Annotated in this window: 10 protein-coding genes; 3 read left to right on the forward strand and 7 right to left on the reverse strand. The window is 55.1% G+C overall.

Features of this window, described 5'->3' with window-relative positions; translation table 11 throughout:
* Positions 1-235: 235 nt before the first annotated feature.
* Positions 236-916, forward strand: coding sequence for an RtcB family protein (locus FOE74_RS06115; RefSeq protein WP_149097711.1), 681 nt, complete (start codon positions 236-238; stop codon positions 914-916).
* Positions 917-1,031: 115 nt separating this feature from the next.
* Here the strand turns inward: FOE74_RS06115 and FOE74_RS06120 are convergent, their stop codons facing one another.
* A complete protein-coding gene (locus FOE74_RS06120) occupies positions 1,032-1,775 on the reverse strand; it encodes an SIMPL domain-containing protein (RefSeq protein ID WP_149097712.1) in 744 nt (247 codons plus the stop codon).
* Between the two features lie 176 nt (positions 1,776-1,951).
* On the opposite strand from FOE74_RS06120, the gene FOE74_RS06125 reads away from it, so the two are divergent.
* Positions 1,952-2,395 carry a nuclear transport factor 2 family protein gene (locus FOE74_RS06125; RefSeq protein WP_149097713.1) on the forward strand — a complete coding sequence of 148 codons (444 nt, stop codon included), beginning with the start codon at positions 1,952-1,954 and terminating at the stop codon, positions 2,393-2,395.
* Positions 2,396-2,521: 126 nt separating this feature from the next.
* On the opposite strand, the gene FOE74_RS06130 is transcribed toward FOE74_RS06125, so the two are convergent.
* From FOE74_RS06130 to FOE74_RS06150, 5 genes are all read right to left on the reverse strand, one after another.
* Positions 2,522-4,777 (reverse strand): glycoside hydrolase family 3 N-terminal domain-containing protein, encoded by a 2,256-nt coding sequence (locus FOE74_RS06130; protein ID WP_149097714.1) that lies wholly within the window; start codon positions 4,775-4,777, stop codon positions 2,522-2,524.
* An 86-nt stretch (positions 4,778-4,863) separates the two neighbouring features.
* A complete protein-coding gene (locus FOE74_RS06135) occupies positions 4,864-6,969 on the reverse strand; it encodes a family 16 glycosylhydrolase (protein ID WP_149097715.1) in 2,106 nt (701 codons plus the stop codon).
* A gap of 70 nt (positions 6,970-7,039) precedes the next feature.
* A complete protein-coding gene (locus tag FOE74_RS06140; RefSeq protein ID WP_188686450.1) occupies positions 7,040-8,455 on the reverse strand; it encodes a PKD domain-containing protein in 1,416 nt (471 codons plus the stop codon).
* Positions 8,456-8,480: 25 nt separating this feature from the next.
* Positions 8,481-10,064, reverse strand: a complete 1,584-nt coding sequence (locus FOE74_RS06145; RefSeq protein ID WP_149097717.1) for a RagB/SusD family nutrient uptake outer membrane protein — start codon at positions 10,062-10,064, stop codon at positions 8,481-8,483.
* Between the two features lie 11 nt (positions 10,065-10,075).
* Positions 10,076-13,162 carry a SusC/RagA family TonB-linked outer membrane protein gene (locus FOE74_RS06150; protein ID WP_149097718.1) on the reverse strand — a complete coding sequence of 1,029 codons (3,087 nt, stop codon included), beginning with the start codon at positions 13,160-13,162 and terminating at the stop codon, positions 10,076-10,078.
* A 252-nt stretch (positions 13,163-13,414) separates the two neighbouring features.
* Between FOE74_RS06150 and FOE74_RS06155 the strand changes: the two genes are divergently transcribed.
* Positions 13,415-16,312 carry a triple tyrosine motif-containing protein gene (locus tag FOE74_RS06155; RefSeq protein ID WP_149097719.1) on the forward strand — a complete coding sequence of 966 codons (2,898 nt, stop codon included), beginning with the start codon at positions 13,415-13,417 and terminating at the stop codon, positions 16,310-16,312.
* Between the two features lie 294 nt (positions 16,313-16,606).
* Here the strand turns inward: FOE74_RS06155 and namA are convergent, their stop codons facing one another.
* Complete coding sequence (gene namA / locus FOE74_RS06160; protein ID WP_149097720.1) at positions 16,607-17,674, reverse strand: NADPH dehydrogenase NamA; 1,068 nt, start codon at positions 17,672-17,674, stop codon at positions 16,607-16,609.
* Positions 17,675-17,906 lie beyond the last annotated feature (232 nt).

The raw sequence follows: 17,906 nt of genomic DNA on the forward strand, positions 1-17,906 counted from the left end.
GATTCCCGCCGCCCTCACCCTAGCCCTCTCCCCGGGGGAGAGGGAATGACGAAGGTGCCTTTAAGAGCCGTTTTTCTTGAAACAGACTTGAAACGCTATCCGGTGATTGGTAGGAAGGGCAACAATCTAAAATACTAGTTCGTTTTTAAAGGGTGTACTGGTAAGGCTTCCGGTCCTTATCAAAATCCAATATTGGAACACATGTTGTTTTACCCAACGGAAAGGAGCGTATGCTATGGTGCTAGCCAATTGCCGGGCGCAGTTCACGGCTTCTGATTTTGAGTTTGTGGCCAAGGTGCTGTCTAAGAAGGGAAGCCAGGTGAGCCTGGTGGAACTACTAAGCGACCCTGAGTGCCGGGATGAAATGCTTGACGATGAGGCACTGGCCAAGGCGCTTTACTCCAGGCAGGGGCAGGTGGCGGTGTCACAGCAGCTGTATTTCTACGTGCTCACCAGAATGGCCTTGCGCCGGCAGGGCATTGAAGACCGGGAACTAGCCGATTACGTGGGCGCGCTGCTTTGGCAGTTCTCTACCGTGCAACGCATGCACTCCCCGCATGAGAAGCTGCCCCACCAGTTCCATTACATCGTGGAGATGCTGGAGGCCCTGGCTACCGCGTCGGCCGCCGAGGCCTTTCTCATCCGGGTGCACATGGGCAATTACGCCTTGTTTTTGTCGGGCATGTTCCGGGCTTGGATTGAGCGCCGGCAACAACGTGGGGCTCCGGATTTCTCCTTTTATGAGGAGATAGGGCGCACCAGCTTCAAGACCGCCGCCCACCATAAACTAGCCTCCCAGTTAGAACTGGCCCAGATCTACCACCAACTCGCCGATGGTTTCCGGTACGCCCGCCTGGCCTTGAATGAGCTTTCTTCCCAGGTCTGGAACCCAGACGCAGAACCACCTATAAGTTAAAGAAATGGCCTAGGGCGGAAGCCTGTTTAGAACCTGTTTTCCGGAAAAAGGCCCTGAAATAGGGGGTGAAATTTTATTGGCAATCATCTGCTCCGCCAGAAACGCAGCTATTACCTCAGTCTAGCTGATAGGTGGCGTGACACGTGCTGCTGAAAATAATAAGGTCTGGGGTCATGCGCAGCCCTGCGGTTCCAATGCCCTTGGCCTCTAGCCGCATACTGGTTTCCTGCGCCATCACGGCATCTGCAATGATAGAACCTCCTCTTGAGTTGTAGTTGGCCATTTCCAGGAGTTTGCCCTTGCTCACCTTTGAGGTGCGGCACAACTGGTCGGCGGTTTTGGAGGCTTCTTGGAGGGCCAGCACATCAGCTTCGCGCTGCAGACTGTCGGCTTGGGTGTGGGAGTACCTGATGTGCTGGATACGGTTGATGCGGGTTTTCAACAGACCTTCCATGAAAGACTCCAGCTGCTTGAGGTTGGTGAGTTTGATGGTGATGGACTGCGCGGTGTTGTAGCCCATGAATTTATGCTGGTTCTGCAGGTATTGGTACTCTTTGTTGGCCGAGACACTGCTGATTCTGATGTCCTCGGGCTTGGACGTGAATTGCCTTGACAGGGCCAGCACCTCCTCGGTCACCATCTTCATCTCCTGCACGGCGTCTCTCATGCGGGGTTTGGTGAAAGAAGATTCCACGGTAATCTCAGCTAAGTCTGGGTAAGAAGTCAGGCTGCCGACCCCAAGCACCTTTACCTGGCGGGGTGGAGCCGTAGCCTGCGGAGTACAGGAAGCCAGCAGAACCAACATCAGAAGAGACCACCCCATGAGCGAGGCAGATGGACGGAGAAGAAGGTTTTTCATATAGTAGGAAGAGAAAGGGTTGCGTCAGATGTCATGATTCCGGCCAGCAGAGTTTTCCATAAAGAACAGAAAAAAAATGTAAGAGTGGGCGGCCCTTAAAGGTAATTTCCAGGCTACGCTCGAGGCGCTAAAAGAAGAATGGTTACATTTAAGTGTATTCCACTAACCCTTGAGTAATGAAACGTGTCCTGAGCAGATGGCTGAGTCTGTTACCTATTTTCCTGATCAGCTTTCTTTCCGCCGCCCAGGCGCAGTCTAAAGATGAAAAGAAAGTGGCCGCTGCCGTAGAAAAGCTGAAACAAGCCATGATTTCCGGGGAGCGGAAGGAGTTGGAAGCGGTTACCTCCCATAACCTCAGTTACGGGCACTCCAGCGGAAAACTGGAAGACCAAGCGGCCTTCGTGCAAGCCATTGCCAGCGGCCAATCTGATTTTGTCAGCATTGACCTGGCAAACCAAACTATTCAGGTAACCGGTAAAACAGCCCTTGTGCGGCATCAACTATCGGGGCAAACCAATGATGGCGGCAAACCCGGCACCGTGAAACTAGGTGTGTTGTTGGTGTGGGCAAAAGAAGGCGATAAATGGAAGCTTTTGGCCCGCCAGGCGTATAAATTGTAAAGCAGGATCCCGCTTTTAACAAGTAATTCTTAAACACAAGAAAGCCCTAAGCACCAACCGCATCAGGTTGGCGTTAGGGCCTATTTATGGGAAAACAGCCTGAAAACAGGCCGTTCAGGAAAAAGTTTAGATAGACGTTAACGTGAAAGGCAGTTCCTGCACGTCTCGGGAGTTGCCGCCTACCATCACCTTGAATTGGCCGGGTTCGGGCCCAAAGGTCATGTCTTGGCGCCAGAAGGAAAGGTCATCGGTGGTCAGGGTGAAGGTGACGGTTTTCTTTTCGCCAGGGGCGAAGGAAAGCTTCTGGAACTTCTTCAGTTGCTGCACGGGGCGGGTGGTGCTGCCCACCAGGTCACGGAGGTAGAGCTGTACTACCTCCTCGCCGGTCAGTTTGCCTGTATTGGTCACCTCTACGGTCACCGTTAAGCTTTCATTACCTGAGATGCTGTTTTTGCTTAACCTGGGCGCGCCGTAGCTGAAGGTGGTGTAGCTTAATCCGTAGCCAAACGGGTAGAGCGGGGTATTGGGTACATCGCGGTAGCGGGATTTGTACACGCGCTCGCTGCCCGGTTCAGAATGGTTGCCCTCGTACATGCGGCCAGTGCTTTTATAATTGTAATACAGCGGCAACTGACCCACGGCCCTGGGGAAGGAGAGGGGCAGCTTGCCAGCCGGGTTGTATTCCCCGTATAGCACACTTGCCACCGCGTTTCCGGCCTCAGAACCCAAAGACCAGGTAGCCAGGATGGCGGGAACGTTCTGGTCTAGCCACGTCAGTTCCAAGGCCCGGCCACTGCTGACCAGGGCCACCATGGGTTTGCCGGTTTTATGGATTTCCTTCACCAAGTCCAGTTGATTGCCGGGTAACCCGATGTCGGCGCGAGAGGCGCCTTCCCCGTTCATGACCGCACTCTCGCCCAGGGCCATGATCACCACATCTGCTTTCTGGGCGGCAGCCACCGCTTCCGTGAACAGGGCGGTAGAGTTGGAGTACAGGTCACAGCCCTGGGCGTAGGTTACCTCAGCGCCTTTGGCGTATTTCCTGATGCCTTCCAGGAAACTCACGGCGTGCTGCTCTTCCCCAAAAAAAGACCAGGTGCCGTTCATGTCTGCTTTGTTGTTGCCCAGTGGCCCGATGACCGCAATCCTTTTCACGTTGGCCGTGAGCGGCAGCAAATTGCCCTGGTTTTTCAAAAGCACCATGGATTTGCGGGCCATGTCAAACGCGGCGGCCAGGTTCTCTCTGGAGCGGATCTCGTTTTTCTCGCGCCTGGTGTCTGAGTACTGGTAGGGTTTGTCAAACAGGCCCAGCTTGAACTTGAGCCATAGCACCCGGCGAACCGATTCATCCAGGATGCTTTGCTCCAGTTGCCCGCTTTTTACTAGTTGCGGAACAAAGTTCAGGTAGGCTTCGCCCATCATGTCCACGTCAGTGCCGGCTTTCAGGGCTTGGGCGGCGGCCTGGGCATGGTCTTTGGAATAGCCATGGTTCACCATTTCGGTGATGTTCTGCCAGTCTGAGATCACCGCGCCTTTGAAACCCCACTCTTTCCGCAGGATTTGCTGCATGGTGAACATATTGCCCGTGGCCGGCACCCCGTTCAATTCATTGAACGCCGACATCAACGTGGCAGAACCTGCCTCTAACGCCGCTTTGAACGGGGGCAGGTATACCTCGCGCAGCAGGTGCTCAGACATGTCGGTGGTGTTATAGTCGCGGCCCGCCTCCGCGGCGCCGTAGGCCACAAAGTGCTTCACACAGGCGGCCATGGTGCGCGGGTCGGCTAGGTCTTTCCCCTGGAAACCTTTCACGCGGGCGGCGGCAATCAAAGAACCCAGGTAAGGGTCTTCGCCCGCCCCCTCAGCGGTACGGCCCCAGCGCGAGTCGCGGGAAATGTCTACCATGGGCGCGAAGGTGAGGTTGATGCCCCCCGCCGTAGACTCCAGCGCGGCCACCCGGGCGCCGTTCTCAATGGCGGCCAGATCCCAACTGGCCGCTTCGCCCAGCGGAATAGGGAAGATGGTTTTGAACCCATGGATGATGTCGGCCCCGATCAACAGCGGAATGCCCAGGCGCGATTCCTTGACGGCCAGTTTCTGCAGCTTGCCTATGTACGCTGCGCCGTGTATGTTGAAGATGCCCGTGATCTTGCCTTGCCTGATGCCCTCGTTGAATTTGTCAGAGGGGGCGGTTCTCACAGTGGGCCCGGTATTGAACAGATCGCCTACCACAAAATTGAGCTGACCTACTTTCTCTTCCAGGGTCATTTTGGCCAGAAGGTCTTCAATGCGTTTTTCTATGGGCTCTTTTTTGGGCGGGTTCGAAAATGAGGTAAAGAAAGTGAGGCTAAAGAGTAAAATAGAGGAGGTAAGCCTTTTCATGGGATCTGTTTTAGGTGGTGAAAGGAAATAGCTTGCCCGCTCTCCGGCAGGAGAAATGAAAAAACGGGCGTAAAACGCGGGGTAAGCTAGAGGTGCTGGATCAGAAGGCGTTTGGTGAGCACAGAAGTGTCCGTCTCAATCTGGCAGAGGTACAGGCCGTCAGGCAAGGCAGAAACTGGCCGCACTTCCGCTGAGGACTTCACGCCCGGGGACAGCGTCACCTGTACCGGTATTTCCTGGCCGTTGGCGGTAAAAACCCGTACGGCCTTTACCTTCAGACTCACCGGAAAAGAGAGAAGGAACCGCTGCGGCGCCGGATTGGGGTACAGGGTGATGTGCCGGGCCAGTTCCTGGTCTTGCCTTACGCTCAGCACGCCTGCCACCGTGGCCAGGTTGGAGAAAGTCCCGGCCCCGGCGGCATTGAAACTCTGGACTTTATAAAAGGCGTCCCGCGTGCCGGAAGCATCTGTGAAGGTTCTGGTATTGGCGGGCAGGGTGGCAAGTTCAGAATAGGTTCCGGTGCTTTGGGTGGCCTTGAATACCTTAAAGCCTTGCTCGTTGGGCGCGTTGTCTTGCCAGTCTATTTTAACGCCCGAAGCCGCCAGGGCGGCGGCTAGGTGGGAGGCGCGGTTAGGGGTTGCCGGCAGGGAAGGCAAAACACTGAGGTGGTCAACCCAGAGGGAATCCTGGCCCGGACTGCCCAGCAGCCCGTAGTTGACCAGCATCCTTATCTTGCTGATTTCCTCTGGGTTCACCTGTCCCTCGGAACTGCCGAAGGTGGGTTGGTAATTGAAGTAATAGGTGTAGTATTCCCCGTCATCAATCAGCGGCGATAAGCTGAACACCTGATTACCGCCGGTGACTTTACCGGCGGCATCTATGAGGTCTAGCCGCAACACGACCGTCCGGCTTTTGTTCTGGGTCTTGACCGCAGCGGCCAGCACCGGGTATCCCGTCAGGTCAACGGGGCTTTCCAATTCATAGACCACATTGGGCAGATTGGCGGGCGCAGTAATCTGGTAGTTGATTTTGAGGGCATCCTGGTGGTGGCTCAACTGAAACGTACCGCCCGCAGAAGTAAGCCTGCTGCCCGGGAATGGCGTGAATCCTTCGAGTAAAAAGGAGCTTCCGGCGGGGATGGTCTTGGTTTTAACGTTCATGGCCTTGGTAAAGGTCTGCCCATTGTGCTGGACTTGCACCCGCACCTGCCCTGAGCTGTTTCCCCAGTTGACCACCACCTCCGGCGAATTATGGCCGCTCACCACGGTGGCCCCGCTGGGGAGCGACCAGGTATAGGTAGCCCCGGCCAACCGGCTGGTTTTAAAGGTAATGCTCTGCGCCAGCGGCCTCACCACGGCGGGGCCGGTAAGCGAAAGCTCCTTGAACTGCTGATACACACGTACATAGTCCACTTCCATGCGGGTGCTGGTGAGCGCCGGGTCAATCCCGTTCTTCAGGCCATTGGTTTCCAGCCGGGGCTCGCTGCCCATGTTGCCGCCCACGGCAATGTTCATGATCAGGAAGAAGTCTTCATTGAACGGCCAGGTGCGGGCATCTTTGGTAGCCGGGGCATAGGTATAGTACAGCGTGTTGTCTACGTAGAATTTGATGTCATTCTCAGACCATTCCGCGGCGTACACGTGGAACGCGGTGGTGGCATCTGGCACCTGGGTAGACCCCACGTGCTGCGTGTTCCCGAAACTGGAGGGGGAGTGCAGGGCCGCCTGTACCTTTCCCGGCAGCCGGTCAATGTACTCCATCACGTCAATCTCCCCAGAGGCGGGCCAGCCTTTGGTGGTGACGCTTTCGCCCAGCATCCAGAGCGCAGGCCAGGTTCCTACGCCGGGGGCTAGTTTGGCCCGCCATTCTACCCGGCCGTAGGTAAACCGGAACTTGCCCTGGGTTTTGACTCTGGCTGAAGTCCAGTTGCCATTCTGCTTGATGGCTTCTATCACCAGGTGGCCGCCCGTCTGGCGCACGTTGGCCGGCTGGTTCGTGTAGGACTGCAATTCACGGTTGCCCCAGCCGTTGTCCCCGTTGCCCAGGTCGTAGCTCCACCAGGTAGGGTTAAGGGCGCCTTCGGTCTCAAACTCATCACTCCAGACCAATTCCTGAAAGGCAGCGGTCTGGGCGGCTGCCTGAAACCCGAGGGTGAGGCAGAGAAGGAGTGCTAGGTATTTTAGTTTCTGCATTTTTAGGGGTGATTCAGGGAAAACAGGCCAAAAACGAGAGATCGTAGCCAGCCTGTTTTCCGGTGAAACATTAGGGCATGAGTTGGAAATCGTCTAGGAAGAAGATGCCTGGGTTGAAGTGCCCTTCGCCACCCACCTGCACGAGAATCTTGTCAAAATCAGTGCGCTGGCTTACCCCGCTGAAGTCAAAGGTGAGTTCTACCCACTGGTCCATCTGCGTCACCTTTTGAATCACTTCTGCCTGCGTGGTGAAGGCATTGCCACCTAACAGGGAGTTCTGGAGTTTCACAGACACCTGTTTCTGCAGCGTTTTTACGGCCCAGTCCTCGGCCCCGGCCATGCTCACGTAGTCGTTGTAGGAAGGCACGAATACTTTGAGTTTGATCACGTGGCGCTTAGACAGATCAATGCGGTACCCTAAGTCAATGAACACGTTGGCGAACTCATTGTCTTTGCCGGGTGCTTTGGTATACCGGGCTACTTTGGCAGAGGTGTTGATGCCTACGGGGGCGGGGTTGTCATAGCTCTCGTTGAACAGGGCTTTTTCTATGGACCAGGTAAAGTTGCCGGGCGTGTCAAAATTGTCATTGAGGTCTACCACCTTGAACGGTTTCTGTACTACCGGTGCCGTATAGCCTTTACGCACCAGTTTCTGGTACCAGGCATGCTCTGCATTGGCCCCGCTGCCACTCCGGAGGTACATCTCATTTTCTGTGAGAGACAGGATCTCATATTTAGATACCCCGGTGTAATACCCAATGAACCCGCCATTGGAGATAATTAGGAATTTCTTGGTTCCTTCCTCAGAGATGCTCCAGGTCAGGTTGGCAGGGGGCACGTAGTTGACGGTATAGTCACTGGCGCTGGCTACCCCGCCAATACCTGCCGCGTTGGCCCCGTTCGTGAACGTGGTGCCGTTGTTTTTATAGGTGTAAGACAGGGTATTGCTCAACTTGAAGGTCATCTCATCATCATAATACCCTTCGCTGGCTTTCTCATTAGGGGCGGCCTGGTACCATTCCGGGGTGGTGCCGGTGATGGGGCCAATGCCTAAATGCCCGCCGGCCTGCTTGTCAATCACCCAGGTTTTGCCTTCCAGTTGGTTGGCCCCTCCGGTAAGAAAATTGTAGTCTTCGCGGTTGAGCATGGTGGGGTTGGTATTGGCAATGGTCACCTTCTGGGTGCTGGACGTGGAGCCCCCGGCCGTGTAGATGGTGAGTTTGACGGTATACTCTCCTTTCACCGGATAGGCATGGGTTACCTCGGTGCCTTCCCCGGTGGCCCCGTCGCCAAAGTCCCAAAGGGCCTTGAAGCCGGGGGCGGTGGAGGTAAAGGTGATAATGTTCGGGTTAGAGGTGGGTTTCATGGTGAAGGTAACCTGTTCCGCGGTAGGCGCGGGAGCAAGTTCCGGGTCTTCCACTTCGCAGCCAGTCCACGAAAAAGCGGCCAGAAACAGGAGGCAGATATAGGAGATATAGTTCTTCATGATCATGTCTGTTTAGAAGGTGAGATTAATAACCCGCATTTGGCTTCAGTACCCCGGCAGATAAGTCTATCTCGCTTTGCGGAATGGGCAGGAAGCCTTTTCTGGCCGCGTTGAACTGAAGGTTGAAATCACTCAGGACACCTTCATAGGTAGAGGGCAAGGTAGTTCTGTTCACCGTGATGGCGGCGGCGGCGGCAGAGGTTCCGCGGCGCAGCAAGTCCCAGTAGCGGTGGCCTTCCAGGGCCAGTTCTAACCGGCGCTCTCTGTAGATGTTGTCAAGGGTAGCCGGAATGGGGGGCAGCCCCACGCGGGCCCTTACCCTGGTCAAAGGCGCCTGGGCATCTCCGGTGCCGGTCATGACCATGAGTTCAGAAGCCATCAGCAACACATCTGAAAACCGGATGGCGCGGTAGTTGTTTCCCCAGTTCAACTCCAGCTGTCCGCCAGAAGGGGCGTACTCTTTGGCGGTGGTGTATTTCTGGCTGAAATACCCGGTGTGCTGGTACCCGATGTTGAGGTTGGCCTTGCCGCCCGCCAATTCAGTCTCGGCCAGAATGGTGGCATCACGGCGGGGATCATTGGCGGTGAAGGCTTCATACAATTCCTGGGTAGGGGTAGCGGTGCTCCAACCGGCCAGGTATTTTTCGGTGGCCGTATTCTTGATCCGGGGGCCCTGCTGTTGCGGTTGCATGTTGCCTTCACCGCCCTGCACGTAGCCCCAGTCAAACCAGGGGTTTTCATCTGAGTAAGAGATTTCCCACACCGCCTCTATGCTGTACTCATTGGCGCGGGTGAAATTATCCGCGTAATTGGGGAGAAGCGTATGGCCGCTAGTGGAGATGATGTCATTCACATGTTGCAGGGCCACCTGGGCATTCACGGTGGTACTTCCGGCCTGCAGTTCCTGGTTGTACACGCCTTTGTAGAACAGGTAAGCCTTGGCCAGCTGGGCCTTGGCGGCCCACCGGGTGGCGCGGCCGGTGCTGGCACGCAGGTTAGAGGCGGGAAGGTCTGGCATTGCCTCTGTTAAATCAAGGGCAATCTGGTCGTATACTGCCTTTGGGGTGGCCTGGGGTTGGTTGTATTCACTTGGCGTCTGGGGCGCTAAAATCAAGGGAACGTTTTCAAACAGCCGCACCAGGTCTAGGTAGAAGTGGGCCCTGAGGAACTTGGCTTCGGCAATGACTCTTTTTTTGAAGTCATCTGGGGCGTCAATGCCCCCGATGCGCTGCAATAGGGTATTGGCCCGGGAGATGCCAATATAATGCTTGCGCCACAGGCCGTACACCTCGCCATTGGTGGTCAGGATCTGGTGGCGGTCCATTTGCAAGAGGCTAGGTTCTGAACTGGGCTGCCCAGCGGAATACGCGTCATCAGACAGAATATCCGTTACCATAGGGGTAGGGTGGAAACCGCTTAACGTGTTCCATTGCAGAACATCATACACCCCTATAAGGGCCTCAGTGGCATCTGCCTGGGTTTTGTAAAAGTTGTCTTCTGTTCTGGTGTCAAGGGGATTGTTTTCCAGAAAGTTATCGCAGCTGGGCGTAGCGGCCAGCAAAAGCCCCAGGAGCAAAAAGGACGAAGTTTTCTTACCTATATTTTTCATTTGGAGAATCTTTAGAAAGTGGCGTTAAACCCAAGTCTGAATGTTCTGGACTGCGGATAAACCCCGCGGTCAAAGCCGATGTCTAAGCTGCCTCTGGCCCCGATCTCTGGGTCAAAACCAGAATAATCAGTGAGGGTGATCAGGTTGTCAGCAGACACGTAGATGCGCAACTTCTGCAGGTGGATCCTGGAAAGCAGGCCTGCGGGCAGGTTATAGCCTAACTGCAGCGTTTTGAGGCGGACATAGTCCCCATCTTCCACGTACAGGTCAGACAGCCGGGTGTAGTTGCCGTTGGTGTCGTTCCAGGTGAACCTTGGGTATTCGTTCGTGCTGCCTTCGCCAGTCCACCGGTTCAGGAATTTTGACTGCTGGTTCGCCCGCACGATGTCATACCGCCGGATGCCGTTGAAGATATGGTGGCCGAACGCGCTGTTGAAGAAAGCGCTCAGGTCAAATCCTTTGAAATCAACCCCAAGGTTCAGGCCAAGTACCACTTTAGGGGTAGGATTCCCAATCATGGTGCGGTCTGCGCCGTCCAGCTTGCCGTCATTGTTGATGTCCACGAACCTGACATCGCCGGGTACGGCATTCATTTGTAGCTTCTGGGCCTCCACCTCACGCTGGTTCTGGAAAATGCCTGCGGTTTTGTAGCCGTAGAAGTAGCCAATGGGGAACCCTACCTTGCTTTGCGAGGCCAGGCCATAGGTGGTGAACGAGGCGCCCGTTAAGATGCCTTCTTTGTTTTCAATGCTGGTCACCTCATTTTTGTTGAAGCTGCTGTTGAGGCTCACGTTATACCCCAAGTTGCTGATGTCTCCCTGGTAAGAGAGAGCCAGTTCAACCCCGGTGTTCCGGACAGACCCGCCATTCACGAAGGGCGAATTGTAGCCGGTGCTGGCCAAAATGGGGGGGCGAACCAGAAGCCCTTTGGTGGTTTTGATGTAGTAGTCAGCGGTAAGCGAAAGGGCGTTGTTGAAGAAGGAAAGGTCTAAGCCCACGTTCGTTTGCTCTGAGGTTTCCCATTGCAGTTCAGGGTTGGGGGCATCTACAGGGGCGGCGCCGCTGGTATAGCCTTTAGAGCCGTCTGCCCGGAAGAAGGTATACCCTCTGCCTACTCCAATCTGGGCTGCCCAGGGATAGAAGTTACCCCCTATTTCCTCGTTCCCGTTTTGCCCCCAGGACGCTCTGATCTTGGCCAGGCTTATCAGGTTCCCCTGCGGGAAGAAGCCCTCATCAGAAAGCACCCAGCCCGCCGAGAAAGAAGGGAAGGTGGCAAACTGGTTGTTGCGGCCAAACCTGGAAGACCCGTCCCGTCTTAGCGTGGCAGAAAGTAAATACTTGCCCTTATACCCGTAGTTGGCCCGCCCAAAAAAGGAGAGGATAGACCGTTCGCCAATTCCGCCCGTGGCACGGGCGGTGCCTGCCCCCACGGCATTGTTCAGGTAGGCCATGTTAGGGTCTGCCGTGACAAGCCCGGTATTGGAACCGAACAATCCCTCGTTTCTGGTTTTAAGGGCAGAGGTACCGGCGGTAAGCCCCAGGCTATGCTCGCCCAAGCTTTTGTTGTAGTTGAAATAGTTCTCCGTCTGCCAGGTGTAGTACCGGTCTGTGCCCCTGGAAACCAGGGCGGTGGCATTCTGCTGGGCCGCGTTCAGGTAAAATACGGGGTTGTAGTTGGTGCTCACCACGTAGGCCAGGTCTATCCCCAGGGTAGACCGGAACGTGAGGCCCTCCAGTAATTTCACCTCGCCGTAGATGTTGCCTACGAATTTGTCTACGTTGGTGAGGCCGTTCATGACCTGCAGGCGGGCCAGGGGGTTCACCACTTCCTGTGACACGTAGGGCGAGATGGCGAAGATGCGTCCGTCTGCGCCCCGTACCACCGGGTTCTGGGTGTAGGTGGATTGGGCGAGTTTTGCGGGATCTGTCTCATACACCGGGGTCAGGGGGTCCATGTTCAGGGCGTTGCTCAAAATCCCGCCAAACTCCTGGTTAGGGTCAAAGGATCTCCTTTTGAGGTGGGTGTAGGCCAGGTTCGTCCCAAATTTCAGGAAGCTCTTCACCTGGTTGTCAGCGTTGACCCGGGCGGTGTAGCGCTGGAAGTTAGATTTGTCGCCGCCTACGATCCCGTCCTGGTCAAAGTAGGAAAGAGCGGCTGAATAACCTGATTTCTCGTTTCCGCCGTTGATGGAGACCTGGTGGTTCTGGATGGGGGCGTTCTTCTCAAAAATGGCGTCCTGCCAATTGGTGCCTTCGCTGAACTGGCTGGGGTCTGCGTAAGGCGGGGCCATGTTGGCATTGGCGGCTCCTTCATTCATGAGCGTGGCGTATTCCCGGGCGTTCAGCAGTTCCAGTTTACGCCAGGGGTTCTGGATGCCCATGTAGCCGTCATAAGAGACATTCATGGTGCCGTCTCTCTTGCCTTGCTTGGTGGTGATGATGACTACCCCGTTGCCGCCCCGGGCGCCGTAAATGGCCGCCGATGCCGCATCTTTCAACACGTCTATAGAGGCAATGTCGCCGGGGTTCAGGTAATCAATGCCGCCCACCGGAAAGCCGTCTACTATATAGATAGGGCTGGCGTTGCCGGTAGAGCCAATGCCCCTGATGCGTACCGTGGGCGCGTCACCGGGCTGACCTGAGATGTTGGTCACCTGCACACCGGCTACCCGGCCTTGCAAGGCCTGCTCAATTCTGGTGACTGGGGTTTGGGTGATCTCCTCTGAAGAGACCGAGGAAATGGCCGTGGTCACTTCTCTGCGGAGCTGCGTGCCGTAGCCTACTACCACTACTTCTTCCAGGGCCCTCAGGTCTTCCTGCAACGTGACGTTGACCGTGGTTCTGCCGTTGATAGGCTCTTCTTTAGAGGTGAACCCGATGTAAGAAAAGACGAGGGTGGTGCCAGTGGCAGGAGCCTGTATCTGAAACCGGCCATCCGTATCAGTGGAGGAGCCCACGGTGGTGCCTTTCACCACCACACTTACGCCGGGCAATGGTTCCCCGCCCCCAGCCGAAGTGACCCGCCCAGTGATGGAGGTCTGGGCGAAGGCTATTCCACAAAGGTGGAACAGCAGGATTACGAGTAGTTTTTTCTTCATGGTTTAGGTGCGTTTAGATCTGGTGATTGCGCTATCATAAATGTAGGGGCAGGGAAGAGCCTCTCCTAAAAAGGGAATACATCAATACTACATCAGGGGGGTGGCAGGCACTACATCAGTACTACATCAAGCAGGGTGAAAATCTGTTTTCAGCCTGTTTATGCGGTTTTTATAAAATAAAGAAGGTGTGGTTTAATTATTTTTAAATACATCACTATATTTAAGATAGAATATTCCAAAGTCATATTTGCTATGCGGGCCACCCGGTTTTTCACGTTGGTTTTCCAGCTCTGCCTTCTGGTGGTAACCGCCGCTATGGGCCAGGCCCAGCACTACTTCTTCGGGAACCCCATGATCCGGAACTACAAGCCGGAGGAGTTCAAGGGAGGCATTCAGAGTTGGGGGATTGTGCAGGATGACCGGGAACTGCTGTACATCGCCAATAACTTCGGGTTGCTGGAGTTTGACGGGGCTACCTGGAATCTGTATTCCCCCAAAACCGGTACCAAAGTGCGGTCAGTGCACGTTGGCGCAGACAACCGGATCTATGTAGGCAGCCAGGCCGACTTTGGGTATTTCCTGCCCAATGCCCAGGGTACGCTGCGCTATGTTTCCCTGGCAGACAGCCTCCCGGAGAAGTTCAGGAATTTTGACGAGGTATGGCGGATCTATGCCCAGGAGGGGAGTATCTATTTCTTCACGTTCAAGAATATCTACGTTTACACACCAGGCAGGAAACTGGAAGTGATTGTCCCGGCCAGCGCCCTGGAGTTCTCTTTTCAGGTAAACAAGGAGATTTATTCGCTGGTATGGAGCAAAGGCCTGTCACTGCTGGAAAACAACTCCCTGAAGTTGTTGCCCGGGGGAGAGTTCTTCCGCGACAAGCAGATTGCCTCTGTGTTGCCCTTTGACAAGAACCGTCTCATTGTCTTTACCATCAAAGAAGGTGCTTATCTGTATGACGGGCACGGAGTCACGCCTTTCCCCATAGACCAGAAACTGGCCACCTCTGGCCTGCTTATCAACCAGGCCCTGCTGCTCAGAGACGGTAATTTTGCCTTAGCCACCCAGAACAAAGGCCTACTTCTGTTAGATACCAAAGGCCGCCTGTTGCTGAACATCACCCTGCAGGAAGGGCTTCTGGACAATACCGTCCATACCATTTATCAGGATACCCAGGACAACTTATGGTTGGGCATGAACAACGGGCTCTCCATGGTAGAGCTGAGTTCGCCTTTCAGCCGGTTAGATGGCACCATGGGCTTGTCCGGCACCGGGTATGCTGCCCTGCAGAAAGGCAATCTGTTGTACCTGGGCACTAACAGCGGGCTTTTTGTCTCAGACGTTTCCTCACTTAGCAAGAACTTTACCGGGGTGCCCAACAGTACGGGCCAGGTATACCACCTGAACCAGTTAGGTAACCATATTCTCATGGGGCACCACAACGGCCCGTACCTGGTAGGCGAAGGAATGGCCACGTTGATCAGTCCAGAATTTGGTGCCTGGGAGTTTGTTCTGGTGCCGAATCAGCCCAATAAAGTGATCATGGGTACCTACAAAGGCATCAGCCTGCTCTCTGCCACCGAGAAAGCTCTGCATTACCTGAAAAAGTACCAGGGCCTGGAAGAATCGTCTCGGGTGCTGGAATTTGACAAGGACGGCGACCTCTGGATAGCCCATGGGTACAAAGGACTGTTCCGGGTGAGGTTTGACCAGAAGGGTGAGAACATCACCTGGGTTAAATTCTACAACTCCAGACATGGCCTGCCCTCTGACCAACTGGTGAACATGGAGAAGATCAGGAACGAGCTCATTTTCCCGGCCCTCTACGGCGTGTACCGGTTTGACAAAGCCAAGGATCGTTTTGTGCAGGACCAGCAGTATTCTGCCTTGTTCCTGCCAGACGAGCACGTGATTGAGATGGAGGAAGACGTGCAGGGCACCATTTATTTCATTTCAAACCAACGGGTGGGCAAGATCACCTTTGACTCCTTCGGGAAACCCACCTTGCAAGACCAACTGTTCCAGAACCTGCGCGAGCAACTCAATGATGACCTCAGCTTTATTCAGGTACTGGACATCAACAACGTGCTGTTTGGGGCCAAGGAAGGGTTCATCCACTACAACGCCGCCAAAACCAAGAAAATGGTGCCTTTCCACACGCGGCTGGCCAAAGTGTTCACCATTTCCAACGAGGCAGATTCCCTGCTCCTGTCGGGCCGGCGCCTGGGCAAGGCTTCCAACACCGAGCTCCCTTTCGCCTTGAATTCGCTGCGTTTTGCGTATGCCGCCTCTTTTTACGAAAAGCCCGAGAAAACCCAGTTCCAGTATTTCCTGAAGAACTTTGACACCCGTTGGTCTGAGTGGACTACCAAAACCGAAAAGGAATACACCAACCTGCCGGAAGGGACTTATGTGTTCCAGGTGCGGGCCCGCAACATCTACGGCGTTTTAAGTGAGGCCGAAAGCTTTGCTTTTGTGGTGCGCCCTCCTTTTTACCGCAGCACCGGGGCCTACTTTGTGTACACCTTGCTGGGGCTCCTGCTCTTGGGGGCCACCTTCTGGCAAGCAGAAAAGCGCTTCAGAAATGAGAAACGACGTATTCTGCTGGACAAAGAGCGCAAGCTGGGGCAGAAGGAGTTAGAGATCAAGCATATCACCAACCAAAGTGAGCAGGAGATTGACCGCCTGCGCAACGAGAAATTCCAGGCTGAGCTTGACCACAAGAACCGCGAGCTCACCTATTCCACCATCCATCTGATCAACAAGAATGAGCTGCTGAGCTGCGTGAAGTTGGAGCTGCAGGAAATCCTGAAGAATGGCGGCAGCGTGGCCCCGCAGGAAGAATTAAAGAAGATCATCCGGAGTATTGACCACAACATCACCAGTGATGTAGACTGGAAACAGTTTGAGCTGCATTTCAACCACGTTCACGGCGATTTCATCCATAGATTGCAAGACCGGTTCCCCAACCTTACCCCGCAGGAAATCAAGCTCAGCACCTACCTGCGCCTGAACCTCACCACCAAAGACATTGCCCAACTCTTGAACATATCTGTGCGCGGGGTAGAGATAAGCCGCTACCGCCTCCGCAAACGCCTCTGCCTAGACCGCAGCGAGAACCTAACTGATTTCATGCTGAAGTTTTAGCGAGGATTTAAAAGAAGAGAAAGGTTGTTTTGGGCTTATTTTTTGGAAAAAAGCCCCGAAAGGGAAATGGCTAAGAGAAATGCCGCTACCCGTGGAAGTCACCCATAAAGTAGACCATGGTGGCACTTTGTGATATAGGAGCCATTTGCTATTTCCATGATCGGCCACAACTGACCAGAGACACTCGCAGGTCCTCTGGACGCTACGAGGTCTTTAGGGCCCGTTTTTAGATAAACAGGCTGTAAACAACTTAGTATATAGCTTTTAGGTGGTTAATCACGCAAGGAAATAATGCTAAATCTTTGCCCGTTGGTACTGTTCTGGCCATTCCAGGTCCACACCCAGGGCTTTGGCGGCGTGCAACGGGAAGTAGGGATCCCGTAACAATTCCCGGGCCAGCAACACCACATCGGCCTGGCCCGAGGAGACAATGGCTTCTGCTTCTTGGGGCGTGGTGATCATACCTACCGCCCCGGTAATGATTCCGGCCTCTTTTTTGATTTTCTGGGCAAAAGGCACCTGGTAGCCGGGCCCCACGGGAATGCGTACTTTGGGCACGTTGCCGCCGGTAGAGGTATCAATCAAGTCCACGCCTTTTTCCTTCAGCAAACGGGCCAGGGCAACGGAGTCTTCTTCGTTCCAGCCGTCTGGAGTCCAGTCGGTGGCGGAGAGTCGAACGAGGAGTGGGTAGTCTGTCGGCCATACTTCCTGCACGCTGTCCACCACTTCCAGCAGTAGCCGCACGCGGTTCTCAAAAGAGCCGCCGTAGGCATCGGTGCGGTGGTTGCTCAGAGGGGAGTAGAACTGGTGCAGCAGGTACCCGTGCGCCCCATGGATCTCCACCACCTTGAACCCGGCGGCCAGCGCGCGCACCGTGGCCGCTTTGAAATCAGCCACTACCTTCTGGATGCCCGCTTCGTCCAGCGCTACCGGGGTAATGCCGCCTTCCTGGAAGGGAAGAGCACTGGGAGCTACGGTGGTCCAGGCGCCTTCTTCGCCGGGGTGCAGAGCGGTACCGTCTTTCCAGGGAGCGCGGTGGCTGGCCTTCCGACCCGCGTGCGCCAACTGGATGCCGGGCACCGAGCCGTGCGCCTCCAGGAAAGAGGTAATCCGTTTCAGTTCGGGCACGTGTCCGTCTTGCCAGAGGCCCAGGTCATCTGGGGTAATGCGGCCCTCGGGCGAAACCGCGGTGGCTTCCAGCAGAATCAGGCCGGCGCCTCCTATGGCACGGCTGCCCAGGTGCACCAGGTGCCAGTCGTTCGCGTAACCGTCTTGGCTGGAGTACTGGCACATGGGCGAGACCACGATCCGGTTTTTCAGCTGGATACTTTTTATCTGCAGAGGCGTGAAGAGAGTGCTCATGGAAGTAGCTGTTTGGCAAAGTAATGCATACTGGCCCGGCGGCGGAAGGGTTCGTTTTGAAGGTATCCTGCCAGAAACCAGCCAAAAGCAAAGCATCTGTTTGCTGCCTGCTTTAAGTAAAGTGGCCTGGAAACAGAGGCAGCCAGCAACCCTCTGGAAAAGGCAAAGCCACTCACGGCAAGTAAGTGGCTTTGCAGGGAAAGGAAATCCAGAAAGGCAGGGACCGTGGGAC

This window comes from Rufibacter glacialis (assembly GCF_008271745.1).
Classification (GTDB): domain Bacteria; phylum Bacteroidota; class Bacteroidia; order Cytophagales; family Hymenobacteraceae; genus Nibribacter; species Nibribacter glacialis.